Consider the following 25,549-nt stretch of genomic DNA (forward strand, 5'->3'; position numbering starts at 1 on the left):
GATTAGGCCCTCGAATCGCTCCCCGTCACTTCTGTTCCTCCCGCACCACATTGCGAAATGAAGCTACCGAAAGGCTTTCCATGACGTCCCCAATTGTACCCAAACACGCGTTCTCGCCCCCTCCTGCCACCTGCTGGGACATTGTAATCGCCGCTAAAAACACGGACCGGCGGAGCATCAGGGTGTTTGCTGCGTCTCTGACCTCGGCCTACCACAAGGCGCTCGAACAGCTGGCTGACGACGAATTCGTTGACACAATCGCATCGGCAAAGACCAATCCACCGTGGGAACCCACAGACTCACGTCGATTCGGCCGCCGTCTCGTCTTGGCGACCATAGCAATCAGTACCGCACTCGCCCTTAGTGCCTGCTCGGCCATTTCACAAGGTGACCTGGCCATCAACAAGAAGACCTTGGCCACATGCCCTACCTCTCAGATTGCGGCCGATGGCCTGATCGACACCAGCGGCAGTGTCCGGGCGAACGCCGTGCCCGAAGCTTACGCCGAGGCCCTCAAAGACCTAGTTCGTCGGACGGCGGTGTGCGGCGGGCATCTGCACGTTGGCGCCTTTTCTTCCAGCGCCGCTTCGACGGTCACTTTGTACGACGGTGACCTGGTGATGCCGGGCAGCACCGAAAACGCCCAGCTGCGACGTGTTCCGCAGGGCGTGGCCGACGTCATGAAGACCGTCAACACTGCCTACGCTGACAAGGTTCCTGGTATGACATCCGGAGGGACGGACATCGTGGCCCAGTACCGTTTGGCTCATGAATACGTCCAACAGCTCGGCGGCGACCGGCAGCTGGAATTGCTGCTTCTGACAGACGGCTACCAGAACGCTGGATTCGTTCTAGGTGACCGGGCACTGTCCGAGGCGGACGCCAAGGCGCTGGCGGCCCAAGCGGACATCCCCCAGCTGCCCGGGGCCACGATTACCGTGGCCGGGATTGGCAAGACGCCCGGTCGGGACAGCGCCACGACGGAAATCATTACCGGCATGAAGACCTTCTACGACGCCCTGTGCCAGCGAAGCGGCGCATCCAGCTGCAGCAGCGTCACCGACTACACCCCGGCTGGAGGCTGACCGTCATGGCGATCATAGACAGGCTCAGGCCCCAACAGGGGCGGCGGCTCACTCACGTTGCTGATTCGGCCACGATCATGGCGATGCCCACTGGGGCGGTCAATCTGCAGCGCGTCGATGAAACTGCAGCCCTAGCGTCACCCGAAACCATCAAGTCAGGTACCTGGATGGGCAAGGGATTTGATGCACTCGATGCCGAGCAACAACATCTCTGGCCCGCCCAGGGTGAGGCCGCGCAACGAACTGACAGGGCAACCGCCGAAGGGTTGGCGGTTGCTGCGACAGCGGAAGCAACATTGTTGGACCATGCAAGCAGTCTGGTGGAGTCCACGAAGCGCAGCTACGACCATTGCCGCTCCACCTTGTTGCCGTGGATCCACCGCGGCCCTCACTCAGGCCTGCGTTACTGGATCGGTTGGGGTGTACTTGGCCTCGGAGATGCCGTCGGCGTCGCCGGTGCTGCCATCCTGCTCGGCGAGGAGTTCTGGATCGCCTGCGGCCAGGCACTGGCAACCGGGCTGGCGGCCGTCACGGCGGGACTGGCCGGCCACGATCTCAAGGAACTGCGTCTCGCCCGTCAGCGCCGCCGCGACCTGGACGAGCTGACTGACGATGAGAAACTCTATCGCCGGTTCTTTGACGACACCGCCGCCGGGGACGCGCTGCTCAAGATCGTGGCCTATTTGGCTGGGGCGATCATTATCCTCATTGCGCTGGGCATATTTTCCCTCCGGGCCAGTATCGAAGGCGCACTCGAAGGTCTGGTATTTGGTGCTCTGGCGGGGGCGACAGCTCTGGCCTCGGTCATCAATAGCTATGTCCATGCCGACGAGGTCGCCGACCTCGTGGCCGTCGCCCGACGCGACTACCAGCGTGAGGTTCGCACCTACCGCCGCACCGGACGGGCTAAACCCACCACACTTCGTGCGAAGGCAGCGGAAAACGCTGTGTCCATCGAGACCGAACATTGGCTGCGCGGGCAGGCAGCTGCCCGGCACATCCAGGCACTGAAGTATCAGTCACTGACCGCCAACCCCGGCGTCGTCGGCCACGGCCCAAGCGATCCTGAGACACCGACTGAACCGGCCAATAGTTCGTCCGCCGGGACGGGACCGGTTTCCCACCATCGCCGTCGCATCACAACCAACGAGGAGGATATCTCATGACTGCAACATCGTTGTTGGTTGGCAAGCTGCACCAATCTGACATGCTGGGCGGCCACCACGCGAAGGGCAGGCAGCTGCGAAAGCAGACGATTCGTCTGGGCCACCTTGGGCACTGTCCCGCAGTACCAACGCTCACCACCTTTCTCCCCGACGATTCAGGCAGCCTCTCGGGGCCAACCGGAAACGACCCAGTGAGCAATCGCTACGCCGAAGCCCGGCGGGCACTGGATGCCCTCGGTCGACACTGTTACTGCGGCAACTGCTTGGTAGCCGTCGTTCACTTTGATACTCCAACATTGGGGTGCATTGAGCCGACGCCGTTGACACGCGATGCACGGCAGCGGCTTGCATCCGGCCTCGAGATTCCCCGTGACTCAGCGGGCACCAGTTACCTGGGACCGAGTCTGGCCAAAGCCGAGGAACTGACCGCCAACTACCCCGACCACCGAAGCGTTCTCATCATCCTGACGGACTGGGCACTGTTCGACCACGACCTGGCGAGCATCTATGCCCGCATTGTCGCCTTTTCTGGAACCGTCTTCGCCGTCGGGCTGCGCAGTCCCGTCCCCGACGCCGTCACCGGACCCAACATCCGCAGCATCACCATATCGGCGGACTCGCCACCCGGCGCGTTGGCCAGGGCGGTCTTCGAAGGACTCACCGTTCACCGCCAACCTAAATAGCCACGTCAGACCCGTCAGTCCCCACGCGGTGAGTCGTTGTTTATTTCACACCATGGACATCGCGACCAAAACATTGTCTTACAGCTCACGGTCGACCTCTCAAGCCACCCGTCCAGTCGCCTGACGAATCGTCCCACTACCGGGGCGACCGGACGATTTACCCCACATCAACTCTGGTCTTAAGTACTCCCGGAGCACCCGCCAGATTCCTGGCCACCAAGTCAAAACCCCACCACCGCAGATTGTTGCGCTCAAAAACAGCTCCAGAAAGGAGAAAGGTCATGAATACCGAATCATCCCCCGCCCGCTCGCATCACCACAGCGAACGACCACCAGCACTTCGGGCACCACGACTCTGCACCGCCGACAGGCTCCGGGAGCAGCTCCAGCCCCTGAGGTTTGCCGATCTGTTCGCCGGCATCGGCGGCTTCCACCAGGCCATGCACAACACCGGCTGGACCTGCGTCTTTGCCGCTGAGAACGACCCCTATGCGCGTCGAACCTACGAGGCCAATTACAAGGACATCAGCCCAAAGCTCTTCTCGACAGGAAACTTCGCCGGAGACATCCGCGGGGTTGATCTGGCCGACATGCCAGACTTCGATGTCCTCTGCGCGGGGTTCCCCTGCCAGCCGTTTAGCATCGTCGGTCGACGTCAGGGATTCGAGGACACCCGAGGAACCCTCTTCTTCGACATCGCCCGGATCATCGAGGCCAAACAACCCGGAGCCTTCTTCCTCGAAAACGTTCCAGGACTACTCAGCCATGATAGCGGCGCCACGTTTGCCACCATGCGTTCGGTGATCGAGGAGGACCTCGGCTATTCGTTCCACTACAAGATCGTCCCGGCCTGCGACTTTGGGTTGCCCCAGCTGAGGCCGCGCCTGTTCATGGTTGGTTTCCGGGACCCGGAAACCCGCTTCGATTTTCCCAGCCCCGTGCCGTTGACCCAGACCATGGGCGACATTCTCGGCGGCAGTGTCGAACGGGCCATTGGCCGCACAGTTCTCGTCGGAGGCCGGGGTCACCAACTTGGCCACCGCCGCAACTGGGATGGCTACCTCGTTGACGGCGAGCTGCACCGGCTGACAGTGGCAGAAACAGCCGCCATGCAAGGCTTTCCACCAGATTTCGACTTTCCGGTCTCCGATACACAGGCCATGAAACAACTTGGCAACGCGGTTGCCGTTGCACCCGTGGAAGCTACCGCGCTGGCGCTTGTCAGGGCCATTCGGGAGCGAGAGACCTCAGCCGCAGCTGGCCTCCACCCGATAAGTCCACCGCTTGCCACCACCTCACACACCAAAGTAACCACCATTGAAGGGAACCACTCATGAACACCATCTCTAGCCCCAACTCCACGAAGAAGTACTGCTGCATTCTGGCCGACCCGCCCTGGGATGTTGACCAAAAGGGCAAGCTTGGCGCCGAGCGGCACTACGACCTGTTGACGCTCGAGCGCATCAAGGCCATGCCGGTGGCCGACCTTGCGGCTGATAACAGCTGGTGTTTCCTCTGGGTCACCAATGGCACCCTGCGCGCTGGCTACGACGTGCTGGAAGCGTGGGGATTCACCCCTCGGGTGCCTTTCACCTGGATCAAACCCAAGTTTGGCCTCGGCAACTACCTCCGCCACGCCTCCGAGCACCTCCTGATCGGTACCCGGGGACGGGTGAAACCCAACTACCGTAGTCAGCCGACCTGGATGTTCGCACCTGTGCAGGACCATTCCCATAAACCGGAGGAGTTCTACGCCCCGATGGAGCGGTTGTGTGACGGGCCCAGACTGGAACTGTTCGCCCGCCGACACCAGCCAGGCTGGGACGCCTGGGGAAACGAAATCGACAGCCAAGTCAGCATCCCCGGTTACCCGGTGCCGTCTGACTTCGATGACCAGGACGCCAGCCACTCCGATGGCACCGATGCTGCGGAGGTGCGTCGTGGCGGATAAACCGCAGCCGCGCAGTCCGCTGCGCTGGCTCTTCGACGCCAGCTTGCTGCTGCTAGGGGCCGCCTTGGCGATCAACTGGGCCGTGGGGCTGATCTCCGAAGTCTGGGTCGCCGTCGTTATCGCTCTCGCCATCGCCGCTGTCGTCACCGCACTCATAGTGTGGTGGCGGCACTGGCGGCACCGATGGTGAACATAAGCGCTAGATATGGCGTTCACACTTCGCCAACCGACACTAAAAAATGAGTCAAAATAACCACGCTAAATATCGTCAATCTATCTCTATAAAAGTTAGTTGCGCAGGCGTCAAGTCGGTGTTGTGAAATAAACAATCGGTATTGACACCTTGGTTTGGCAGGAATATAACCAACTCACCGCAAGTCGGCAATCAATTTTCACTATGAAAGGAGAGCGCAATTATGACAAATCGAAAGAATACGCAGAGGAAAGCGCCCCAACCGCGAAACATTCAGGTCCGCAGTGTGCGCCGCAATCCACCAGACATAGACAAACTCTCCCGCGCACTGCTGACACTCGCCATTGAAGCAGCCCAGGCCGAAAAGGAAGCCCAAGCAGAAATTGCCGCAAAGGAGGCCTCCAATGACCAACCATGAAATCGAAGACAATCTCGTCTGGCGCGAGATCGCGTGGCCCCGACCTCTGGCAATGGGAGCCATCGAATCGGTGACTCGACAGGTCGCCTCCTCCCGCCTTCCCGGACAACTTGTCTGGGAAGTGCGGGGACAGGCGGGGAGAGTGAAACACACCGTGGCAACGAACAAGGAACAGGTCCGCAGATTCGGCTACCTTGTGCACCAGCTCATTCCGGGGATATCGCTATCTGACCCGGACACGCGAGAACCGGTCAGCAAAGCGGGATCCTTGCGGTTGGGGCCAGTGGCGCTCCCTGCCAACCTCGACGACTCGGAAACTGTCGTCCGGTCATTGTTGGCCGCCCTGGCTGCGGCCCGGTTCCCTGGTGATCTGGTCGTGCTGCAGATTGTCGTGGGAGACGGGCAAAGTCCCAGATTCTTCAATCCGGGCACCGACACACCAAGGCCCTGGTGGCATTCCCTATCCGGCAGAACAGTGCCAACGCCAACCATGATGCAGTCACGCATGGTTACCAAAGCTGCCGACCACAGCGTCCGAGTGACGATTCGCATCGGCGTAGCCGCAGACACCTCTGCCAAACGGCAAGCTCTGGCTCTTGGCGTACTCGGAGCCATCGGCACCATGGAAGGACCAGGCGTCCACGCGGGCCTGGTCCGCGAATCACCCCACAAGGTCAACGGTGCACAGACGCCATGGTTGCATTGGCCTCTTCGACTAAGTAGTGGCGAACTCGCCACGCTCATTGCCCCACCAGTTGGTTCTGGAGAATTCCCCGGGATAGCTTCACTCCATCCAAAATTGCTATCGGCGGCAGCCTCTGTCGACAGTACCGAGCGCGTCTTTGCCCACGCGATGGCTCCCGGGAAACCGCGACATTTGGGCATTGGAACCTCCGATGCACTCCGCCACTGTGTGTACATCGGGCCCACTGGCAGCGGGAAGTCGACGGCCCTGTTGAACACGATTGTGGCAGATGTCTTGGCGGGGCGTTCGGTCTGCGTGATTGATCCGAAACGGGACCTCATCGACGATGTGCTGGCCCGGATTCCCGAGCAACGCATCAACGATGTGGTTGTGCTCGACGCCAGCGACCAGTACCCAGCCGGGTTTAATCCGCTGGCCAGCAGTGGCCGAAATCCGGATGTTGTGGTCGATGGCATCCTAATGGCGATCAAGGACATCTTCGATGGCATTGGCCCGCGCAGCCAGGACATTCTCCACGCATCGCTCATCACGTTGGTACGAGCCGGTGGGCATACCCTCGCTGACATTCCGCAGTTGCTTAGCGATGCGGCATACCGGCGTCCGCTCACCGCTGCTCAGGCGAACGACCCGGTGTTGTCCGGATTCTGGGCCTGGTACGACGGGCTCCGACCTGAAGCCCAAGCCTCAACCACAGCGCCACTGTTGAACAAGCTGCGCGTCTTCCTGCTCCGTCCCCAACTTCGCCGCGTGCTGGGCCAGGCCGAGCCGGGCTTCAAGGTCAATGACCTCTTTACGAAGTCGCGCATCCTGCTCGTCCCGCTCAACAAGGGCATCGTGGGGGCAGAATCCGCCTCACTGCTTGGATCCCTGCTGGTGGCCGAGTTGTGGCAGTGCATCCAGGCCCGCTCCGAGATGCCAGCAGACCAGCGTCACCCCGTCATCGTCACCGTCGATGAAGTTCAAGATTATGTCCGGATCGGAGATTTGGCAGACGCCCTGGCACAGTCCCGCTCCATGGGAGTCGGCTGGCAACTGGCCCACCAGTTCCGCAAACAGCTGCCCGCATCCATGGTCGCCGCCATCGACAACAACGCCCGCAGCAAAGTGGCCTTCGCACTGGAGATTGACGACGCCAAGGCGATGGCCGCCATGGCACCAAACCTCGGACCCATCGACTTCCAGTCCCTCGGCAAGTTCGAGATCTACTGCAACCTCGTCGCAGGAGGTCAACCCTCCGGCTGGGCATCGGGCAAAACCATGCCGCCACCGACCCGCATCAGCGACCCCGCCCATATCCGCCTCATCAGTCGGCAACGCTACGGGCCACCAGAGGAGCCGCCAAGTGCAGCACCACAACCAGCCACCAAAGCAACCCAATCGCCCCCACCAGTAAGTGTGGGCAGGAAAAGGAGGACTCAACCATGAATAGTTCCGACAAAACAACAACCGCAACCAGCAGCCCGATCAGCGACGGAGGGCATCCAGTCGCCCGTCCGGCCGCTACCCCGACGGACTCCGAACGAGGGCCACTTCCCGCCCCTGATGGACAAGTTCAGCTAGGGACTGATCCTCCCGTTGGGAGGACACCATCGGCGGCGGGCAGCAACTACACCAAGCCACAACGCAGGGCGCTCCTGGCCGAGCTCAGCCCCCGAGACCGAAGCATCCTCCTGGGCCTGTCCGCCCACCGCTATTTGAGCACCGATCAACTCCGCAAGCTGTTCTTCCACGAACACAAAACCCCTCAGGCCGCAGGGCGCGCCACCATTCGAGTCCTCCACAGGCTCTTGGACCACCAGCTCATCATGCGCCTGCAGCGCGGCGTCGGCGGGATCAATGGCGGCTCCAATTCCTTCGTCTGGGCAGTCACCGACCGGGGCGAGAAAGTCATCGGCGATCTCAACGGTGTGGCCGGCAAACGCCGCCGCTACGACCAACCATCAGTCCAGCACTTAGACCATCTGCTTGCGGTGACGGACGCCCGCTTGGCACTCATTGAGGGCGACCGCGCTGGTGACTTCAAGATCATCAAAACCGAGATGGAACCACAGTGCTGGCGAGCCTACCTCAACCGCAACAGCCAACCAGCCCACATCAAACCAGACCTCTACGCCATCACCCAGACGCCCGACTACGAAGACCGCTGGATGATCGAAGTCGACCGCGACACCGAACACCTGCCCGTCATCATCCGCAAATGTTTGGCGGCACAGCTGTACCACGACCGTGGCATCGAACAGGAACGCCATGGCGTCTTTCCACTTACCGTGTGGGTTGTCCCGGATGAGAAGCGCCGTCACAATATCGAGTCCGCCATCGAAAGGACGGTAGACCTGAGCAGCGAGCTATTCCGCGTCGTCGAATTGAAAGATCTATCGGCCCTCATTGCCAGGGGCGGTGCCCCGGTCAAACACGAAGAAGGAGGGCGCGAGTAATGGAACGATACGAGCAGATCCGCCCACCACAGTCCGATCCAGAACGGCTCAACCTACCATCCGACACGCCTCTGATCTACGTCACCTCAGTGGCAGACTACGCCGACAATGCACGCCACTCAGCTTGGATCCGAGCTGACCGATCTGCAGACGAAGTCCGCGAGAAAATCGCCGAACTCCTGGCTGCCTCGCCCGACCGGAAATCCGCTGAGCCGGGAGTTCCTGCTTGGTTCATTGAAGATAGCCGAGGGTTCTACGACCTCGGTCGACACCTGAGCGCAGACCTGGATGAAATCACTGACGCAGGACGCGGCATCGTACTGTACGGCGAAGCCTTCGCGGCCTTCGCGATGGCACACCCCGGGCCCAAAGTCCTCGAGGAATTCGTGGACAGCTACCAGGCAATGTATATCAACGCAGAAGTCTGCATCGACGCGTTCCTGGACGATATGGGATGGCAACAAGCCTTTGATGAATTCGTCACGGAACAAGGCATCGAAGGACTTGTCTCCTTCGACCGGCAGGCAATTTGGGACTCATACACCCGTTCTTACGAAGTCCTCGAAACGAGGGAAGGTGTCATTTATGTATTCAGTCAATAGCACCAATTCGACATTTCGCGAATGGGCACCAGATAAACGATGCGGAATTTACATTCTCCGACTCTTCTCTAACGAAGGACGGTATCATGTTAACACCTTAAATGGAGGACCAAATTGAATAATATAGATTCCACAAATACATTTACACGACAAGGCACGCCAAATTCCATATTGCCAGGCATTGGCCCTTCGGCGACCGATCCCTTGATCGACAGCCTCATGCCCAAGAAGGCGGTTTCGTACGTCCGCGTCTCGACCAAGCGGCAAGCATCAAAAGGTGGGCAGGAGGAAGGATTCTCCATCCCCGCCCAACGTGAGGCCAATAAGCACAAGGCCCAGTCGATGGGTGCCCTGATCGTCAAGGAGTTCGTCGACCGCGGCGAATCAGCCCGCTCAGCCAATCGGCCAGAACTCCAAAAAATGCTCGCATACGTCCGCGAAAACCAAGTGGACTACGTCATCGTTCACAAGATCGACCGGCTGGCCCGCAACAGGGCCGACGACGTCGAAATCAGCCAATCCCTGCTCGATGCCAGGACTACTCTTGTCTCCACCACGGAAAGTATCGATCAAACCCCCTCCGGCATGCTCCTGCACGGAATCATGTCCTCGATCGCCGAGTTCTACTCCCGCAACCTTGCCAACGAAGTCATCAAGGGTCTCAACCAAAAGGTGAAGAGCGGCGGAACCACTGGTCGGGCTCCACTGGGCTACAACAACGTCACCCTTCGCGGCGCTGACGGGAAAGAGCAGCGCACGGTCGAAGTCGACCCACTACGCGGCCCACTCATGAAACGGGCCTTTGAACTCTATGCCAAGGGCGACTGGACGATAGAAGCCCTCGCCGGGCATCTATCCGCCATGGGACTGACAACGAGGGCTTCCGCCAATATTCCGTCCAAGCCCATCAACGAGACCAGTCTGCACCGGCTTCTCGGCAGCACCTACTACATGGGTATCGTCAGCCTCAACGGCGTCCGATACCCCGGCCAACACCAAGCCCTCGTCGACGAGCCCATCTGGTATCAGGTGCAGGGCATCATGGCCTCCCACCGCAACGGTGAACGCACCCGCAAACATCCCCACTACCTCAAGGGAACCGTCTATTGCGGCACATGCGGCAGCCGACTCATTATCCTCATGGCCAAAGCCCGCTCAGGAGACTGCTACCCCTACTTCGTCTGCTCGGCGCGTCACAACAAGCGCAACGACTGCCTCCAACGCGCAACACCCATTGACGCCCTCGAAAAGAAGATTGCCACCGAATACTCCCACAGTTTCATCACACCAGAAAGACGGCAGCTGCTCGCCACCTCGATGTCAGAGAGCATGAGTGACATGCGCCGCCATGCCGATGAGCAACAGCGCGCCCTCGGCCTGAGTGTCGAAAAACTCGAACGGCAACGCCTGAAAATCCTTGAGGCGCACTACAACGACGCCATCTCCCCCGAGCTATTCAAACAAGAACAACACCGCATTGAATCCGAACTGCTCGGCGTCCGGCAAGAATTACAGCAAGCGACCGTCACCATTACGGATGTCGAGGACAGGTTGGAAGCAGCAATGCTGCTCGTGGCCAACGCAGCCAAAACCTACCTCGGAGCACCAGACCACATCAAGAAGCAACTCAACCAAGCAATTTTCACGCACATCTACGTGAATCCAGATGGGGAGATCTCGGTGGACTTGGCGGAACCATTCGCATCCCTCCGATCCGCCGCCCAGCTGCAACTACCGCTGCAAGACTCAGAACCCCAGTCGAATCAGGCTGGCGCGGCACAAACTCTCGAAACAACAAAAGAGCCCGCCCTTTCGGGCGGACTCTCTCGTTTATTCACAAACTTGGGTCAATCACTAAGCCAAACCAAGGGACTTTTTCAGCCCATAGGTTTTAGTAACAGACTCTTGGTTGCGGGGACAGGATTTGAACCTGTGACCTCCGGGTTATGAGCCCGGCGAGCTACCGAACTGCTCCACCCCGCGTTGCGTCCTCAACAGTACAGGTGTTTGGGCGAAACACCAACTCGAGTGGCTCCCCGGGCACATAATGCCGCCGTTGGGAGCCGCATAAGTGCGGTTTGGCGGCATACTGGCGGTTCTCCGGCTCATGTGCGGTTCCTGTACCGCCCACAAGCCGGGGAACCGCAGTCATGGCCCAGGGCAGCCGATTTAGCGGTGCTTGAACTCGGCCGGGCGCTTCTCGGAGAACGCGGCCATGCCTTCCTTTTGGTCCTCCGTGGCGAAGCAGGCATAGATGGCCCGTCGTTCGCGGACCACACCTTCGGCGAGGGTGGTCTCGAAAGCGGCGTTGACGGCTTCCTTGGCGATCATGGCCACCGGCTTGGACATGCCTGCGATGACGGCCGCCGTGGCCAGCGCGTCCTCCAGCAGCAAGTCCACGGGCACCACCCGGGCCACTAGGCCTGCCTGTTCGGCCTCCACCGCACCCATGACACGGCCGGTCAGCACCATTTCCATGGCTTTAGCCTTGCCGATGGCGCGCGTGAGTCGCTGCGAGCCGCCCATGCCGGGGATCACGCCCAACTTGATTTCGGGTTGGCCAAATTTGGCGTTGTCCGCCGCGATGATGAAATCGGCAATCATGGCCAGCTCGCAGCCACCCCCCAGGGCATGGCCCGCCACGGCGGCAATCATGGGCGTCCTGACCCGTGCCAGCTCATCCCATACGGAAAACCAGTGGGACATGTACATCTCCACGGAGGACTTGTGGGCCATCTCCTTGATGTCCGCCCCGGCGGCAAAGGCCCGGGAGGAACCCGTGATGACCATGGCACCAATGCCGGGATCGGCGTCGAACGCACGGGCGGCGGCTAGGATCTCGTGGCCCATGGCGTCGCTCAGGGCATTCAGCGCCTCGGGCCGGTTGAGTGTTATCAACCCCACCCGGCCGTGTTGTTCGGTCAGGATCAAGGAGTGCTGGCTCATGGTGGGGAGGTTCCGTTCAGTTCATGTGGTTTGAAAAGTCAATGGTGTTTGCGGACGTCAGTCGTCGCCGTCGGCCCCGGAGGCGTCCCTGATGGCGTTGATGATGCCGGAAAAGTCCGTTCCTTCCCCGCCGCCCAGGGCGAATTCGCGGTAGATTTCCTCGGCAGCCCTGCCCAGCACGGCGTCCACTCCCGTGGCGTTGAGCGCCTCCACGGCCAGGCCCAGGTCCTTCGCCATGAGGGCTCCAGCAAAACCGGGCTGGTAGTTGCGGTTGGCGGGGCTTGTTGGGACGGGGCCGGGGACGGGACAGTTGGTGGTCAACGACCAGCACTGGCCGGAGGCGTTGGCCGCAACATCGAACAACGCTTGGTGGCTCAGGCCCAGCTTTTCGCCCAGCACAAAGGCTTCACTCACAGCGATCATGGACACGCCCAGGATCATGTTGTTGCACACCTTGGCCGCCTGGCCGGCGCCGGGTCCGCCGCACAGCACAATGAGCCTGCCCATCACCTCAAGGATGGGGCCGGCGGCCTCGAAGTCCTCCTCGGATCCGCCCACCATGAACGTCAGGGTCCCAGCTTCGGCCCCCACAACCCCGCCGGACACCGGCGCATCCAAGCCCCGGTGCCCGCTGGCCACCACCATCTCATGGGCCGTGCGGGCGTCCTCCACCGAGATCGTGGAGCATTCCAAAAACAACGCCCCGGGCTTGGCGGCCGCCAGCAAGCCACCGCCGGGTCCCTCGCCCTCGAAAGCTGCGAACACATGCCTGCCGGCGGGCAGCATGGTAATGATGACATCGGCCCCCAACGCCGCTGCCGAAGCAGAAGCTGCCACCACGACGCCGGCCGTGTGCGCCGCAGCAAGGGCCGCCGGCACCACATCAAAGCCAGTCACCGAATAACCGGCCGACACCAAATTTGCTGCCATGGGCCCGCCCATGTGGCCCAGCCCAATGAAGGCAACCTTGGTTTCACGACTCGCCGTTGAATCCTCGTTCATGGTTGTTTCCTTTCGTGTCATCCCTGCCGAACAATCAGCTCAATTCCGAAAACTACTATGGCGCCAGCAAACCGAGTTCCCGTTCACCCAAACTGGCAAATGCCTCCGCCACAACCTCCTGCGGGACATCCGCCAGGGCTGCCGGGGCCCACGCCGGGTTCCTGTCCTTGTCCACCACCTGCGCCCGAATGCCCTCGGCAAAATCCGGCCAGCGGAGCGCCCGCAGCGACGTCCTGAATTCCTGGTTCAATACTTCCTCCAGGGACCCCAGGGAGCGTGACCGCCGCAGCGCTGCCAAAGTGACGCTCACGGCCGTGGGCGACTTCGCAGCAATCGAAGCAGCCGCCGCATCAGCCGCCGGATCACCCACGCGAGCCAGCCGCGCAAGGATGGTCTCCACACGGTCCGGGGCATACGCCTCATCAATCCACCACCGCTGCTGCGCCAGGGCGGACTCCGGTGCCACCTGGCCCCAGCGGGCGACGGCGGAGCTTGCGTTACGCTCGGCCAGCTCGGCCACCAGGGTGGGCAGTGCGGCAGATTCAACAAAATGGCTGGCCAGGCCCAGGAGAAGCGCATCGGCGCCACTGACCATGGACCCTGTCAGCGCCGCATGGGTGCCCAGCTCGCCGGGGGCGTGGGAGAGCAGGTAAGTGCCGCCCACATCGGGGACAAATCCGATTCCTGTCTCCGGCATGCCAATCCGGGAACGCTCGGTCACAATCCGGTGCGATGCGTGGGCCGAGATTCCCACACCCCCGCCCAGCACCACCCCGTCCATGAACGTCACAATGGGTTTTGGGTAGCGTTTGATGCGGGCGTTGAGGTGGTATTCATCGCGCCAGAACGATTCACTGGTGTCCCCACCGGTCCGGGCATCATGGTAGATGGACACTATGTCCCCGCCGGCACACAACCCCCGCTCACCGGCGCCGGAGATGAGAACTGTTGAAACGGCGTCGTCCGCCTCCCACTCATCCAGACACTGGGCAAGGGTGGCAATCATGGCCGGATTGAGCGCATTCATGGCCTCGGGGCGGTTGAGGATCAGGTGCCCCAGCTGGCCGTTTTGCTGATGTAGAACGTCGTTGTGCTCCATGTACCTATCCTGCACTGCTCAGCGCTCCACGGCCAGACGGCCCACGATCAGCCGCATGATTTCATTGCTGCCCTCGAGGATCTGGTGAACCCGCAGGTCCCTGACAAGCTTCTCCAAGCCGTACTCGCTCAGATAGCCGTACCCGCCGTGGAGCTGCAGGGCCTGGTTCGCCACCTGGAAGCCGGCATCCGTGGCCACCAATTTAGCCATGGCGCACAGCTTGACGGTGTCCGGCGCGCCGGTGTCCAGGGCGTCGGCGGCCCGCATGAGCATGGTGCGGGAGACCTCCAGATCGGTGTCCATCTGGGCAATTTCAAAGAGCAGGTGCTGCTTTTCAATGAGCGGGCCGCCAAACGCCTGCCGGTCCTTCAAATAGGCGATCGACTTCTCCAGCGCCGCCCGGCCGCCGCCCAGAGAGCACGCCCCAATGTTGACCCGTCCGCCGTTGAGCCCCTTCATGGCGATGCCGAAACCGTCACCCTCGGCGCCCAGCCTGTTCGCCACGGGAATCCGCACATCCTTGAACACCACCTGGCGCGTGGGTTGCGCCCGCCAGCCCATCTTCTTTTCATTGGCCCCGAAGGACAGACCGGGTGCGTCATGGGGAACCACGACGGCGGTGATCCCGCGGCTGCCCAAATCCGCCGTGCGGACCATGACCAGGTACCACGAGGCAGCCCCGGCCCCCGAGATGAACTGTTTGGTGCCGTTGAGAACGTAGTGGTCGCCGTCGAGCACGGCAGAGGTGGTGATGGCGGCGGCATCGGAACCAACCCCCGGCTCGGACAAGCAGTAGCTGGTTAGCTCGGTCATGGCGGTGATGCCCGGCAGCCAGGTGGCCCGCTGGGTGTCATTGCCGAAGGCGTCGATCATCCACGCCACCATGTTGTGGATGGAGATGTAGGCGGCGATGGTGGGGTCCACGGCGGCCAGCTCTTCGAAGATCAGCACGGCGTCGGCCCGGCTTAGCGCCGATCCCCCGTGCTCCTCCCCCACATAAATCCCGCCCATGCCCAAGGAACCGGCCTCCGCCAGCACATCCACGGGGAAGTGTTTGTTTTCATCCCACTCGGCGGTGTGTGGGGCCAGGGCCGTGGCGGCAAAATCGCGCACCATTTCCACCACCGCCTCTTGATCGGACGTGAGCTGGTACATGGAGCCTCCTGATGCGTTGCCCCGGTGGGGGTTTGGCTTATTTGGTGACCTTGCCCATCAAGGATGCGATGGGGCGAAGGAATAGTGGGCGTGCGGCAAACCAGGCGCCGGCCATGACCAGCAGGGACAGTGCAAAGATGCCAAAGCCCCACCAATTCACAACGTCGCTGGAGGTGTACATGTGGTTCAGGTTGCGCAGGGCTCCCGTGGCCAAAACGAGGGTGACGTGAACAATGATGAACGCCACAAAGTAGAGCATGACGGGGAAGTGGATGGCCCGTGCCGCCTGGATGGGGTAGATCTTGTTCAGGGTACGGGCGTTCTTGGGCCACGCCCCTGACATGCGGATCCCGGTGGCGATGGCCAACGGGGCGGCAATGAAGACTGTGACGAAGTAGGCCAGCAGCTGAAGGGCGTTGTAGTTGACCCAGCCATGCTCGGTGGGCCAGTCCAGCGACATGTACTGCAGTGCAGCGGACAGGGCGTTGGGGAAGATGTCCCAGCTGGTGGGCACAATGCGCATCCACTGGCCCGTGGCAAACAGCACCACAATGAAGATGAAGCCGTTGAGCACCCAGAGCGCATCCAGTGTCAGGTGGAACCACAAGTCGAGGCTAATTTTGGTGGGTGCGTTCTTGGTCTTGATCAGGCCCTTATTGTTGCGCACCCAGTGGGCTGCCGGACGCTTGCTGGTGCGGACCTGCCAGCCTGAGCGGATAATCAGCAGCAGGAAGAACATGTTCAAGAAGTGCTGCCAGCCCAGCCATGCCGGGATGCCCACGGGTGCTGTTTCAGGCAAGGTGGACTGCCCCGGATAGGTGGTCATGAAATTTTTCACGCCATCCATGCCAGTCAACCAGCGAGCAGCCAACACCACCACCAGCAGGGCCAGCACCAAACCGGCAGCCACCACGGCAACCTTGGCCCACAGGCTCAGGGCCTTCCACCGTGCCGCGATGCCGGGGGCCTGCTTATTGATGGGTGTCGACATGGTCTAAAAAACCTCTTTCAAGAACTTCCAAGGGACCACCACCTCTGGGGCGGTTTCACTATCCTGCGTTTGCAACAGTCTCTATTTGTAACAGGTGAAGGGAATGATGTTGCTATTGGCTGTAATAGAAGATCCAGCCAGATGCGGCCAATTCCCAGAGTACTAGGGAGTACTAGTATTTACTAGGTATCCCAAGTAAATTGTTGTGAAGGCTGATTGTGGCCGCCCCTGCACCTGTTCCACTAGCCCGAAAGGACCCCGTGTCCCCCGCCTCCCCGCTGCCCATGGATCCCATTGCCGAAGCCAAGCGCCAATGGATTGCCCACGGCTGGGCGGACGCGGCCGACGCCATGGCAGCCTTTTCCTCCGTGATGCGGGCCCACCAGATCATGTACAGCCGGGTTGATTCCGTGCTGAAGCCGCTGGGCCTTTCCTACGCCCGGTTGGAGTTGCTGCGCCTGCTGTCCTTCACGCGCGACGGCGCCCTGCCGATGGCAAGTGCCAGCGCCCGGCTCCAGGTCCATCCAACATCCGTGACAAGTGTTGTGGACCGGCTGGAAAAGGACCTGCTGGTGCGGCGCGAGGCCCATCCCACCGACGGCCGGGCAACCTTGGTGGTGCTGACAGAGGCCGGCCGGACGCGGGTGGAGGAGGCAACTGCAGCGCTGAATACGGAAGTTTTTACCCAGCCGGGGATACCGCAGGACGAGCTGGTGCAGATGACACAAATTCTGGCCCGCTTCCGCCAGGTCTCCGGGGACTTCACGGACCCACCCCAATACCCAGACCCCCTCTAGACGCTCTCGCAGCAATGGCTGATTTTTTCGCAACGCTATCGCACTCAACGGCATTGCGGCCGTGGCGTGTGCGAGAGCGTCGGGCAAAAACACACCATTGCTGCGAGAGGATCGAGGAGAAAATGACCATTGCTGCGAGAGCGTCTGAAGGGTTGGGGCGGGAGCCTATTTCATGGCTGGGGCGCCACGGGAGACTTCTATGTCCACCACCATCCCCTGAGCACTCAAATACACCAGGTGGCTGGCGGTTTCGGCGAGCGCCAGGCGGAGGGTGAACCCGCGCAGCGACTCAAATCCGCGTGACCAGCTCAGCTGCTTGGACACATCCCAGACCGTCGCCGCAGTTCCTGCTTCCAGCACGGCAATGACGTCGCCGGTCCTGGCCAGTGTGTGCTGGTGCAGCTCGGCCACGCGCTCCGGCAAGCCACGGAAGCGGTACTCGTGGGCTGGCAGGACTTCCATCTCCGCCCCCACAGCCATGACCCCCAAGGACTTGAGGTAGTCGGCCAGCGGATTTGCATGAATTTGGGCCTCGAGGGAAACATGCGGGGTGATACGCGGCAGCACATGGTCCCCCGTGAGGATGAGCTGATTGGCCTCATCCACGAGGCAAATATGTCCGGGTGTGTGGCCTGGGGTGGCCAGCACGCGAACGCTCAGCCCGGCGATGGGCAGCAGCTCCCCGTCAGCCAGGCGTCGCTGCGGCTCCTGGACACTGATCAGCTGAGCCCAGGAACGGGTGTTAAACGTAACCTCATTGAGGAATTTCGCTGGCACTCCCCACGCCGCAAACTGCACCCTGTCCGCGGCCACAAACTGTTGCGGGTCACCCCGCCACTGCACAGCCAGGGGCTCATCCGCGCCTAGGGCCACCCAGGCTCCGGAGGCGGCCCGCAACCGTGCGGCCATGCCCAGATGGTCGGGGTGGAAGTGGGTGACGACTATCCCCGTGATGTCCGCTGGCTGCAGGCCCGCAACTGCCAGCCCCGCCGTGAGATCGTCCCAACCCTCATCCGAATCCCAGCCCGGGTCCACCAAGGCTGCCTCGCCGCGGCCCAGCAGCAAATAGGCCAGGGTGTAGCGCATGGGGTTGCCAATGAACGGCACGGGAATGGACCAGACACCAGGGCGCACCTCCTCCACCGGCGGCAGCACCTTGTTTTTCCAGGCCTTGAACTGTTCCTGCCCTGTAACGGTGATCATCGTGTCCTCCACGAACTGAGAATTGTTGCAACGTCGCTGTCACCGCTTGGCACCGTCGCCGCGGCCGGTGTGCGGGAAAACCGGGGTGCGGGCGCGGCCACCACGTGCTGGCCCGCCCCGGACAGGGTGCCTCGGGCGGACAGGTGCGCATTGTGGGCCGCTTCCGCGTAGCTCAACACGGGTGTCACGCAGGCGTCCACGTGGTCAAAGATCGTGGCCCATTCGTCCCGGGTCCGGCTGGCAAACGCTTCCCCAAGAATCGTTGCCAGCTCTGGCCACTGTGCGGGGTCATCCCTGTCCGGCAGATCCGCAGCCAGCAGGCTTAGGCCCTCCAGAACGAGTTCATAAAACGCCGGTTCGACGGCGCCCACGGCCACGTGCCCGCCGTCGGCACATGCGTAACTCCGGTAAAACGGGGCTCCCCCGTCCAGCAGATTGGAGTGCCGCTCATCCCTCCATAGGTTGACCGAGCGCAGCTCCAAAATGATCTGTGAGAGCACACTGACTCCGTCCACCATGGCGGCGTCCACCACTTGGCCCAGGCCGGAGCGCTCGCGTTCCCACAAGGCTGCCAGAATGCCTGTGAGGACAAACATGGAACCGCCACCAAAATCTCCCACCAGGTTCAGCGGCGGCATGGGCAGCTCCGACGGCCCCATGGCATGCAGGGCACCCGTCAGCGCGATGTAGTTGATGTCATGCCCGGCCCGCTGGGCCAGCGGGCCGTCCTGCCCCCACCCCGTCATGCGGGCATAGATCAGCCTCGGGTTCAGCGCTTGGCACTCCGCAGGACCCAGCCCCAGCCGCTCCGTGGTGCCGGGCCGGAACCCCTCGAGGAGAACATCCGCCTCGGCCACCAGCTCCCGCACGCCGGCCAGTTGGGCCGGATCCTTCAGATTGGCCCGCACCGTGGTGCGGCCTCGCTGGAGGTGCGTGTCCGTGCTGTACCCTCCAACAGGAGGCGCCGGACCCACCACACGAACCACCCGCGCCCCGAGGTCCGTCAACATCATGGCAGCGTGCGGTGCCGGACCCAGGGCGGACAACTCCACCACCTTCAAACCCTGCAAGGGGCCACCCACCCGCAACCCCTAACCCCGTGCCGCGGCGAAGTTGTCACGCAGGGTGCGTTTGAGGATTTTGCCCGCCCCGGACATGGGCAGCGCCTGCGGGAATTCAAAGCTGCGCGGCACCTTGTACCCGGCAATGTGCTCCTTACAGAATTCCGCCAGCTCCGCCTCGGTTGCTGTGTGGCTGGCGGCGAACACCACCACGGCATGGACGCGCTCGCCGAAGTTGTCATCCGGTACCCCAATCACGGCTGAGGACGCCACTGCGGGGTGCTTGCTCAGGGCATTTTCCACCTCGGCGGAGTACACGTTCTCCCCGCCCGTGATAATCATGTCCTTGAGCCGGTCCACCACGTAGACAAAGCCTTCGGCATCCACATAGCCCAGATCACCCGTATGCAGCCACCCGCCGCGAAGTGCCTCGGCGCTTTGCTCGGGCTTGTTCCAATAGCCCTGCATGACATGGGCTCCCTTGCAGCAAATCTCACCAACGTCTCCGGCAAGGACTTCCCTGCCGTCAAGGTCCAAGATGGCCACCTGGCTGTGCGGGGCCGCCCGGCCGCCCGAACGCATGTAACCACCATGATGATCGTCCGGCAGCAGGAGTGTGATGACCGGGGACGCTTCGGTTTGGCCGTAGGCCTGGGTCAGCCGGAGCCCGGGGAAGCGTTCCATGGTGCGGATCAGCACGCCATCGGAGATCGAGGAGCCGCCGTAGAGCATGCGTGCCATGGAAGAAAGGTCGTAGTTCTCTGCCTCCGGATGGTCTACAAGAATCTGGATCATGGTGGGAACCAACAGGACATCCGTGGGCCGGTGCTGGGCAATGGCAGTCAGCACAGAGATGGGTTCAAAGAACGGCACCATGACGTGGGTGCCGCCCAGGATGGTCAGCCCGCACCACGCGGCAAGATCGGCAAGGTGGAACATGGGTGCTGCGTGCAGCAGCACGGCACCGGCTTGCAATAATTCGCCGGTGGCAACAGTGCCCAGGCCCGAGGCGATGAAGTTGCTGTGGCTCAGCATGACGCCCTTGGGAAATCCAGTGGTGCCGCCCGTGTAAAAGATACCGGCCAGGTCATCGCCGCCCCTGTAGGCGTCTTCCACGGGCTCACTGCCGGCCACTAGGTCCTCGTAGGAGTGCATGCCCTCGGGGGTGGGGCCGTCGCCGCAATGGATCAAGGTTGTCAGCCCGGGAGCTTTTTCCACCAGGGCGGCGGCCATGGGGACAAAGGCGTCGTCGATGAGCAAAACGTGTGTCTCGGAGTCCGTGAGCGAGTAGGCGATCTCCGCGGGGCTCCACCGGATGTTGACCGGGTTCACGGCGCCGCCTGCCCACGGGACGGCCAGCAGGTATTCGGCGAACCTGTCACTGTTCAGGGACAGCATGGCCACCCTGTCCCCGGGGCCCACGCCGAGCTGCCGCAAGGCACCGGCAAAGCGGGCAATCCTGTCCGCGTGGTCGGCGTAGCTGCGCACCCGGTCCTTGAAGATGGTGGCTGTGGCTTGCGGGTTTGCCTGCAGTGAACGGTGCAGTCCTTGGGTCAGGTACACGGTGGCTCCTCTTAGTAAAAAATCGACAGTGACTTCTCAAGCAGGATGTAGTTGTTGAAACTTACTTGCCGTGGAACACGCCCGGCCGGCGCTCCCCCAACGCGGCCACGGCCTCCAGCAGGTCCTCGCTGTGCAGGAATGCCGAGTTCCACAACGCCACATGGCGCAGTCCGCGGGCCACATTTTCTTCTCGGTCCTCGTTCAGCACGGCCTTGGTGCCGGCCACCGCCAGAGGCGAATTTGCGGCAATCTCCCCCGCCATGGCCAGGGCGGCCGCCATCAACGTTTCACGATCCGGGTACACGTCATTGACCAGGCCAATCTTCTCCGCCCGCTGCGCCGGCACGTCCTTGCCGGTCAGTGCCAGCTCGCGCAGGGCTCCCTCGCCAATGATGCCGCGCAATCTCTGCAGGCTTCCGACGTCGGCCACGATCGCCAGCCGAGTCTCCCGGACACTGAACGTGGCATCCTGGCAGGCCAGCCGGATGTCGGCGGCGCTGATGAGGTCCACTCCGCCGCCAATGCACCAGCCGTGGACGGCAGCAATGACAGGCTTGCTGCAGCGGGCCACGGCCGTGACGCCGTCCTGCAGTGCCGTGATGACACCTAGCAGTTCGGTGCGCTGGGCCGCCTGCGCGGTGGCGCCGGGCCCCAGCTTGCCCAACCAGCGGCCCAGCACTTCCTGCACATCCAAGCCAGTGCTGAAATTGCTGCCGGCCCCTGCGAGCACCACGGCCCGCACGGTGTCATCGGCGTCGAGGGCGGCAAAAACCTGGGGCAGCTCGGCCCAAAAAGCCAACCCCATCATGTTTCCGCGCCCGGGCCCTGTCAGGTGTACGACGGCGACGCCCGGCGTGGGTGCCTGCTCCACCGTGAACGCGGTCCAGGGTTGGGTAAAGGCTGTGCCTGACGTCTGCACCATCAGTAGCTCTCTCCCTTTTCGGCTTTTGCCACCAGCGAGGCTGGCGGGCGGAAGTGTTCGCCATAGCTGGCCGCCAGCTCATGGGCCCGGGCCACAAAACCTGCCAAGCCGCCGCTGTACCCGTTCATGTACTGGAGCACCCCGCCGGTCCAAGCCGGGAAGCCGATGCCAAGGATGGAGCCAATGTTGGCGTCCTCAACGCTGCGCAGCACCCCCTCATCTAGGCACTTGACGGTTTCGAGCGACTCGGCAAAAAGCATGCGCTCCTTCATATCCTCGAAGGGAATCTCAGCGGTGCCGCCGTAGTTCTCCTGCAGGCCCTCCCAGAGTCCTGTGCGGTGCCCGTCGGTGTAGTTGTAGAAACCTGCGCCGCCCAGTTTGCCCTTGCGGCCAAAGGTGTCCAGCATGGTGGCGATGACGTCGTAGCCGGCGTGGTGCTGGTACTTTTGCACGCCGTCGTCGGCTTCCAGGCCTGCCTTGGTTTCCTTCTGGATCTTGGCCAACAGCGAAAGGTTCAGCTCGTCGGCCAGCTGCAGCGGGGCCGCGGGGTAGCCGGCCTGCAGCCCGGCTTGCTCAATGGATGGGGCGGCGATGCCCTCGCCCAGCATGGCGATGGCCTCGTTCATGAACGTGCCGATGACGCGGCTGGTGAAGAAGCCGCGGCTGTCGTTGACAACAATGGGGGTCTTGCGGATCTGCACGGCGATGTCGAAGGCCTTGGCCAGGGTCTCATCCGAGGTGTTGGCCCCGGCGATGATTTCCAGCAGCGGCATCTTGTCCACGGGAGAGAAGAAGTGCAGGCCAATGAAGTTCTCCTGCGCACGCACCCCTTCTGCGAGCGCAGTGATGGGCAGGGTTGAGGTGTTGGAACCAAGCACCGCACCCGCCCCCACAATGTCCTGAATCTCCTGGAAGGCCTCTTGTTTAACAGCAACGTTTTCAAACACTGCCTCAATCACCAGGTCACAACCGGCCAGATCTTCCGGCTCGGCGGTGGGTGTGATTTTGGCCAGCAACGCATCTGCTTGTTCCTGGGTTTGTTGGCCCCTGGCCACCGCTTTGTCCGTGAGGGTCTTGGAGTAGCTCTTGCCACGCTCCGCCGCCTCGGGGGACACATCCTTGAGCATCACCTCCATGCCGCCGCGGGCGCACACATAAGCGATACCCGCGCCCATCATGCCGGCGCCCAGCACGGCGACCTTCTTGGCCGTGTGCTTCGGGTAGCCGGCCGGGCGGCTGCCGCCGGCGCTGATGTGGCCCATGTCGAAGAAGAACGCCTTGATTATGTTGGTGGAGACCTGCCCCGTCACCAACTCCACAAAGTAACGCGACTCAATCTCCAGTGCCGTGTCAAAGTCCACCTGGGTACTTTCGACGGCGGCGGCCAGGATGGCGCGCGGCGCCGGGTAGTTGGCACCCTTGAGTTGCTTGCGCAGATTGGCGGGGTAGGCGGGCAGATTTGTTGCGAAGGCAGGAGTGCTGGGGGTGCCGCCGGGGATCCTGTACTTGGGCGCGTCCCAGGGCTGCACGGCTTCCGGGTTGGCCTTGATCCAGGCCTTGGCGGCAGGGATGAGCTCCTCCACCGTGCCGACCACCTGGTGTACCAGGCCCACCTCAAGTGCCTTGGACGGCTTGTACTTCTGCCCCTGCAGGAGCACCTTCATGGTGGCGTCGGCAACTCCCATCAGGCGCACGGTGCGGACAATGCCGCCACCACCTGGCAGCAGGCCCAGCGTCACCTCCGGCAGGCCCAGCACTGAGCCCTTGGTGTCGGCGGAAATCCTGTGGTGGGCGGCCAGCGCAATCTCCAACCCGCCACCCATGGCGGCACCGTTGATGGCGGCAACAACAGGCTTGCCAAGGGTTTCCAGGATGCGCAGCTGGGACTTGATCTGCTGGCCCAGTGTAAAGATCTTTTCGGCATCGTCAGGGGTGGCTGCCACTAGGTCCTTCAACTCACCGCCGGCGAAGAACGTCTTTTTGGCCGAGGTCAGAATGACGCCACTGATGGTGTCTTTCTCGGCCGCGAGGCGATCCACCACCGCCTGCATGGAGGAGGTGTAGTCGGCATTCATGGTGTTGGCCGACTGGTGGGGATCATCCATGGTGAGGATGACAACGCCGTCCGTGTCCTGCTCCCAACGAATGGTGTTCGTGAACTGGTTCATTGCTTAGACCCTCTCGATCAACGTTGCCACACCCATGCCGCCGCCAATGCACAAGGTGATGACAGCCCTGTGCTTGCCGGTGCGTTCCAATTCATCCAACACGGTGCCTAGAATCATGGCACCCGTGGCGCCCAGCGGGTGGCCCATGGCGATGGCACCTCCATTGACGTTGAGCTTCGCATCCGGAATGCCAAGATCCTTTTGGTACTTCAGCACCACTGAGGCGAAGGCCTCATTGATCTCAAACAAGTCGATGTCCGCCACGCCCAGACCAGCCTTTGCCAACAGTTTCTGGGTTGCCGGTGTGGGGCCCGTGAGCATGATGGTGGGATCGGCACCCGAGGTGGCCGTGGCTACAATCCGTGCCCGCGGCGTCAATCCCAACGCCTCGCCAACCTCGGCGCTGCCCAGCAAAACCAAGGCCGCGCCGTCGACAATCCCGGAAGAATTGGCCGCCGTATGGACGTGGTCAATCGTCTCCACGGCATGGAATTTTTGCAGTGCGACGGCGTCAAAGCCGCCAGCCTCGCCCATGACGGCGAAGGCGGGGCGCAAGCCGGCCTGGGACGCGGGCGTGGAGTCCGGGCGCATGTGCTCATCGACGGCCAGGACCACCAGGCCGTTCTGGTCCTTCACCGGGATCACCGAATTGGCGAAGCGGCCCTGCGCCCAGGCCTGTGCGGCGAGTTGCTGCGAGCGCACTGCGTAGGCGTCGACGTCCTCGCGGCTGAAGCCTTCCAGGGTGGCAATCAGGTCGGCGCCAATACCCTGCGGCACAAAGTAGGAGTCGTAGTTGGTGGCCGGATCCATGGCCCAGGCACCGCCGTCGGACCCAATGGGCACGCGGGACATGGATTCCACCCCTCCGGCGATGATGAGCTGGTCCCAGCCCGAACGCACCTTCTGCGCTGCCATGTTAACCGCTTCCAGGCCCGAGGCGCAGAACCGGTTGATCTGCACGCCACCTACCGTGTCCGGCAATCCGGCGGCGATGACTGCCGTGCGGGCGATGACGGCGCCTTGGTCGCCCACGGGTGAGACAACACCGAGGATCAAGTCATCAACAAGCGTTTCGTCAAGGCCCGGATGCCGTTCTCGCAGGGCGTTGATCAGGCCCACCACCAAATCGATGGGCTTGGTGCCGTGCAGGGCGCCCTTTTTGCCGCGGCCGCGCGGGGTGCGGATGGCATCGAAGATGAATGCTTCGGGTTGTTCGCTCACGTGAGCTTTCCTTCCATTGACGTCCCCGCCCCTGGGGAAGGGCGGTGGCAGAACTTGACTTGTAGGAACTGGGTGGGCCCCACACCGCGAGGGTCCCGCCTCGAGCTTGCGAGAGGTGGGAGCGGTGAGGTGGGCCCCACACCGCGAGGGTCCCGCCTCGAGCTTGCGAGAGGTGGGAGCGG

The 25,549-nt window shown here is 62.2% G+C and carries 22 protein-coding genes, 1 tRNA gene and 1 pseudogene; 12 read left to right on the forward strand and 12 right to left on the reverse strand.

Translation table 11 applies throughout. The features are described 5' to 3' along the window. Window positions 1–80: 80 nt before the first annotated feature. The 11 genes and pseudogenes from ACX80Q_RS15625 to ACX80Q_RS15675 form a co-directional block, all read left to right on the forward strand. Window positions 81–1,085 (forward strand): vWA domain-containing protein, encoded by a 1,005-nt coding sequence (locus tag ACX80Q_RS15625; protein WP_459331454.1) that lies wholly within the window; start codon window positions 81–83, stop codon window positions 1,083–1,085. A gap of 5 nt (window positions 1,086–1,090) precedes the next feature. Further along, window positions 1,091–2,251, forward strand: coding sequence for a hypothetical protein (locus ACX80Q_RS15630; protein WP_459331455.1), 1,161 nt, complete (start codon window positions 1,091–1,093; stop codon window positions 2,249–2,251). Next, window positions 2,248–2,934: a vWA domain-containing protein gene (locus tag ACX80Q_RS15635; protein WP_459331456.1), complete on the forward strand. Its 687-nt coding sequence runs from the start codon at window positions 2,248–2,250 to the stop codon at window positions 2,932–2,934. Before ACX80Q_RS15630 ends, ACX80Q_RS15635 begins: the two co-directional genes overlap by 4 nt. A gap of 281 nt (window positions 2,935–3,215) precedes the next feature. Next, window positions 3,216–4,271, forward strand: coding sequence for a DNA cytosine methyltransferase (locus tag ACX80Q_RS15640; protein WP_459331457.1), 1,056 nt, complete (start codon window positions 3,216–3,218; stop codon window positions 4,269–4,271). Continuing rightward, entirely contained in the window at window positions 4,268–4,885 is a 618-nt protein-coding gene (locus tag ACX80Q_RS15645; RefSeq protein ID WP_459331458.1) for an MT-A70 family methyltransferase, read from the forward strand. Before ACX80Q_RS15640 ends, ACX80Q_RS15645 begins: the two co-directional genes overlap by 4 nt. After that, the gene (locus ACX80Q_RS15650; RefSeq protein ID WP_459331459.1) at window positions 4,875–5,075 is read left to right on the forward strand and encodes a hypothetical protein; all 201 of its coding nucleotides are present in this window, start codon (window positions 4,875–4,877) and stop codon (window positions 5,073–5,075) included. The genes ACX80Q_RS15645 and ACX80Q_RS15650 overlap by 11 nt, the downstream gene beginning before the upstream one ends. A 226-nt stretch (window positions 5,076–5,301) precedes the next feature. After that, a complete protein-coding gene (locus ACX80Q_RS15655; protein WP_459331460.1) occupies window positions 5,302–5,496 on the forward strand; it encodes a hypothetical protein in 195 nt (64 codons plus the stop codon). Between the two features lie 505 nt (window positions 5,497–6,001). Further along, on the forward strand, window positions 6,002–7,627 hold the full coding sequence (locus tag ACX80Q_RS15660; protein WP_459331461.1) for a type IV secretory system conjugative DNA transfer family protein: 1,626 nt from the start codon (window positions 6,002–6,004) through the stop codon (window positions 7,625–7,627). Further along, on the forward strand, window positions 7,624–8,637 hold the full coding sequence (locus ACX80Q_RS15665; protein WP_459331462.1) for a replication-relaxation family protein: 1,014 nt from the start codon (window positions 7,624–7,626) through the stop codon (window positions 8,635–8,637). Before ACX80Q_RS15660 ends, ACX80Q_RS15665 begins: the two co-directional genes overlap by 4 nt. After that, entirely contained in the window at window positions 8,637–9,239 is a 603-nt protein-coding gene (locus ACX80Q_RS15670) for an antirestriction protein ArdA (protein ID WP_459331463.1), read from the forward strand. Before ACX80Q_RS15665 ends, ACX80Q_RS15670 begins: the two co-directional genes overlap by 1 nt. A 219-nt stretch (window positions 9,240–9,458) precedes the next feature. Then, window positions 9,459–10,493: pseudogene (locus ACX80Q_RS15675) on the forward strand (recombinase family protein); the annotation flags it as partial. Between the two features lie 652 nt (window positions 10,494–11,145). Here the strand turns inward: ACX80Q_RS15675 and ACX80Q_RS15680 are convergent. The 6 genes from ACX80Q_RS15680 to ACX80Q_RS15705 all read right to left on the reverse strand — a co-directional run bounded on the left by ACX80Q_RS15680 (window position 11,146) and on the right by ACX80Q_RS15705 (window position 16,432). Continuing rightward, window positions 11,146–11,222 (reverse strand) — tRNA-Met (locus ACX80Q_RS15680). A gap of 186 nt (window positions 11,223–11,408) precedes the next feature. Continuing rightward, on the reverse strand, window positions 11,409–12,185 hold the full coding sequence (locus ACX80Q_RS15685) for an enoyl-CoA hydratase (RefSeq protein ID WP_459331464.1): 777 nt from the start codon (window positions 12,183–12,185) through the stop codon (window positions 11,409–11,411). Between the two features lie 57 nt (window positions 12,186–12,242). Further along, window positions 12,243–13,187: a 3-hydroxyisobutyrate dehydrogenase gene (mmsB, locus tag ACX80Q_RS15690; RefSeq protein ID WP_459331465.1), complete on the reverse strand. Its 945-nt coding sequence runs from the start codon at window positions 13,185–13,187 to the stop codon at window positions 12,243–12,245. Between the two features lie 55 nt (window positions 13,188–13,242). Then, a complete protein-coding gene (locus ACX80Q_RS15695) occupies window positions 13,243–14,286 on the reverse strand; it encodes an enoyl-CoA hydratase/isomerase family protein (protein WP_459331466.1) in 1,044 nt (347 codons plus the stop codon). 18 nt (window positions 14,287–14,304) lie between these two features. Next, window positions 14,305–15,441, reverse strand: coding sequence for an acyl-CoA dehydrogenase family protein (locus ACX80Q_RS15700; RefSeq protein WP_459331467.1), 1,137 nt, complete (start codon window positions 15,439–15,441; stop codon window positions 14,305–14,307). 37 nt (window positions 15,442–15,478) lie between these two features. Next, window positions 15,479–16,432, reverse strand: coding sequence for a cytochrome b/b6 domain-containing protein (locus ACX80Q_RS15705; RefSeq protein ID WP_459331468.1), 954 nt, complete (start codon window positions 16,430–16,432; stop codon window positions 15,479–15,481). A 260-nt stretch (window positions 16,433–16,692) separates the two neighbouring features. Between ACX80Q_RS15705 and ACX80Q_RS15710 the strand changes: the two genes are divergently transcribed. After that, a complete protein-coding gene (locus ACX80Q_RS15710; protein WP_459331469.1) occupies window positions 16,693–17,229 on the forward strand; it encodes a MarR family winged helix-turn-helix transcriptional regulator in 537 nt (178 codons plus the stop codon). A gap of 165 nt (window positions 17,230–17,394) precedes the next feature. Here the strand turns inward: ACX80Q_RS15710 and ACX80Q_RS15715 are convergent, their stop codons facing one another. From ACX80Q_RS15715 to ACX80Q_RS15740, 6 genes are all read right to left on the reverse strand, one after another. Then, window positions 17,395–18,432 (reverse strand): MBL fold metallo-hydrolase, encoded by a 1,038-nt coding sequence (locus ACX80Q_RS15715; RefSeq protein ID WP_459331470.1) that lies wholly within the window; start codon window positions 18,430–18,432, stop codon window positions 17,395–17,397. Continuing rightward, a complete protein-coding gene (locus ACX80Q_RS15720) occupies window positions 18,429–19,514 on the reverse strand; it encodes a CaiB/BaiF CoA transferase family protein (RefSeq protein WP_459331471.1) in 1,086 nt (361 codons plus the stop codon). Before ACX80Q_RS15720 ends, ACX80Q_RS15715 begins: the two co-directional genes overlap by 4 nt. A 9-nt stretch (window positions 19,515–19,523) precedes the next feature. Then, window positions 19,524–21,056 carry an acyl-CoA synthetase gene (locus ACX80Q_RS15725; RefSeq protein ID WP_459331472.1) on the reverse strand — a complete coding sequence of 511 codons (1,533 nt, stop codon included), beginning with the start codon at window positions 21,054–21,056 and terminating at the stop codon, window positions 19,524–19,526. Window positions 21,057–21,117: 61 nt separating this feature from the next. Next, window positions 21,118–21,978, reverse strand: a complete 861-nt coding sequence (locus ACX80Q_RS15730) for a crotonase/enoyl-CoA hydratase family protein (protein ID WP_459331473.1) — start codon at window positions 21,976–21,978, stop codon at window positions 21,118–21,120. After that, the gene (locus ACX80Q_RS15735) at window positions 21,978–24,146 is read right to left on the reverse strand and encodes a 3-hydroxyacyl-CoA dehydrogenase NAD-binding domain-containing protein (RefSeq protein WP_459331474.1); all 2,169 of its coding nucleotides are present in this window, start codon (window positions 24,144–24,146) and stop codon (window positions 21,978–21,980) included. The genes ACX80Q_RS15730 and ACX80Q_RS15735 overlap by 1 nt, the downstream gene beginning before the upstream one ends. A gap of 3 nt (window positions 24,147–24,149) precedes the next feature. Next, complete coding sequence (locus ACX80Q_RS15740) at window positions 24,150–25,367, reverse strand: acetyl-CoA C-acetyltransferase (RefSeq protein WP_459331475.1); 1,218 nt, start codon at window positions 25,365–25,367, stop codon at window positions 24,150–24,152. Between the last annotated feature and the right edge of the window lie 182 nt (window positions 25,368–25,549).

It is taken from the genome of Arthrobacter sp. HLT1-20 (assembly GCF_054510895.1).

Coding starts and splice junctions, on each gene's coding strand:
- ACX80Q_RS15625 (WP_459331454.1), top strand. CDS start 81: ATGACGTCCCCAATTGTACCCAAACACGCGTTCTCGCCCCCTCCTGCC.
- ACX80Q_RS15660 (WP_459331461.1), top strand. CDS start 6,002: ATGGTTACCAAAGCTGCCGACCACAGCGTCCGAGTGACGATTCGCATC.
- ACX80Q_RS15640 (WP_459331457.1), top strand. CDS start 3,216: ATGAATACCGAATCATCCCCCGCCCGCTCGCATCACCACAGCGAACGA.
- ACX80Q_RS15735 (WP_459331474.1), bottom strand. CDS start 24,146: ATGAACCAGTTCACGAACACCATTCGTTGGGAGCAGGACACGGACGGC.
- ACX80Q_RS15695 (WP_459331466.1), bottom strand. CDS start 14,286: ATGGAGCACAACGACGTTCTACATCAGCAAAACGGCCAGCTGGGGCAC.
- ACX80Q_RS15665 (WP_459331462.1), top strand. CDS start 7,624: ATGAATAGTTCCGACAAAACAACAACCGCAACCAGCAGCCCGATCAGC.
- ACX80Q_RS15700 (WP_459331467.1), bottom strand. CDS start 15,441: ATGTACCAGCTCACGTCCGATCAAGAGGCGGTGGTGGAAATGGTGCGC.
- ACX80Q_RS15715 (WP_459331470.1), bottom strand. CDS start 18,432: ATGATCACCGTTACAGGGCAGGAACAGTTCAAGGCCTGGAAAAACAAG.
- ACX80Q_RS15685 (WP_459331464.1), bottom strand. CDS start 12,185: ATGAGCCAGCACTCCTTGATCCTGACCGAACAACACGGCCGGGTGGGG.
- mmsB (WP_459331465.1), bottom strand. CDS start 13,187: ATGAACGAGGATTCAACGGCGAGTCGTGAAACCAAGGTTGCCTTCATT.
- ACX80Q_RS15730 (WP_459331473.1), bottom strand. CDS start 21,978: ATGGTGCAGACGTCAGGCACAGCCTTTACCCAACCCTGGACCGCGTTC.
- ACX80Q_RS15635 (WP_459331456.1), top strand. CDS start 2,248: ATGACTGCAACATCGTTGTTGGTTGGCAAGCTGCACCAATCTGACATG.
- ACX80Q_RS15630 (WP_459331455.1), top strand. CDS start 1,091: ATGGCGATCATAGACAGGCTCAGGCCCCAACAGGGGCGGCGGCTCACT.
- ACX80Q_RS15645 (WP_459331458.1), top strand. CDS start 4,268: ATGAACACCATCTCTAGCCCCAACTCCACGAAGAAGTACTGCTGCATT.
- ACX80Q_RS15670 (WP_459331463.1), top strand. CDS start 8,637: ATGGAACGATACGAGCAGATCCGCCCACCACAGTCCGATCCAGAACGG.
- ACX80Q_RS15655 (WP_459331460.1), top strand. CDS start 5,302: ATGACAAATCGAAAGAATACGCAGAGGAAAGCGCCCCAACCGCGAAAC.
- ACX80Q_RS15705 (WP_459331468.1), bottom strand. CDS start 16,432: ATGTCGACACCCATCAATAAGCAGGCCCCCGGCATCGCGGCACGGTGG.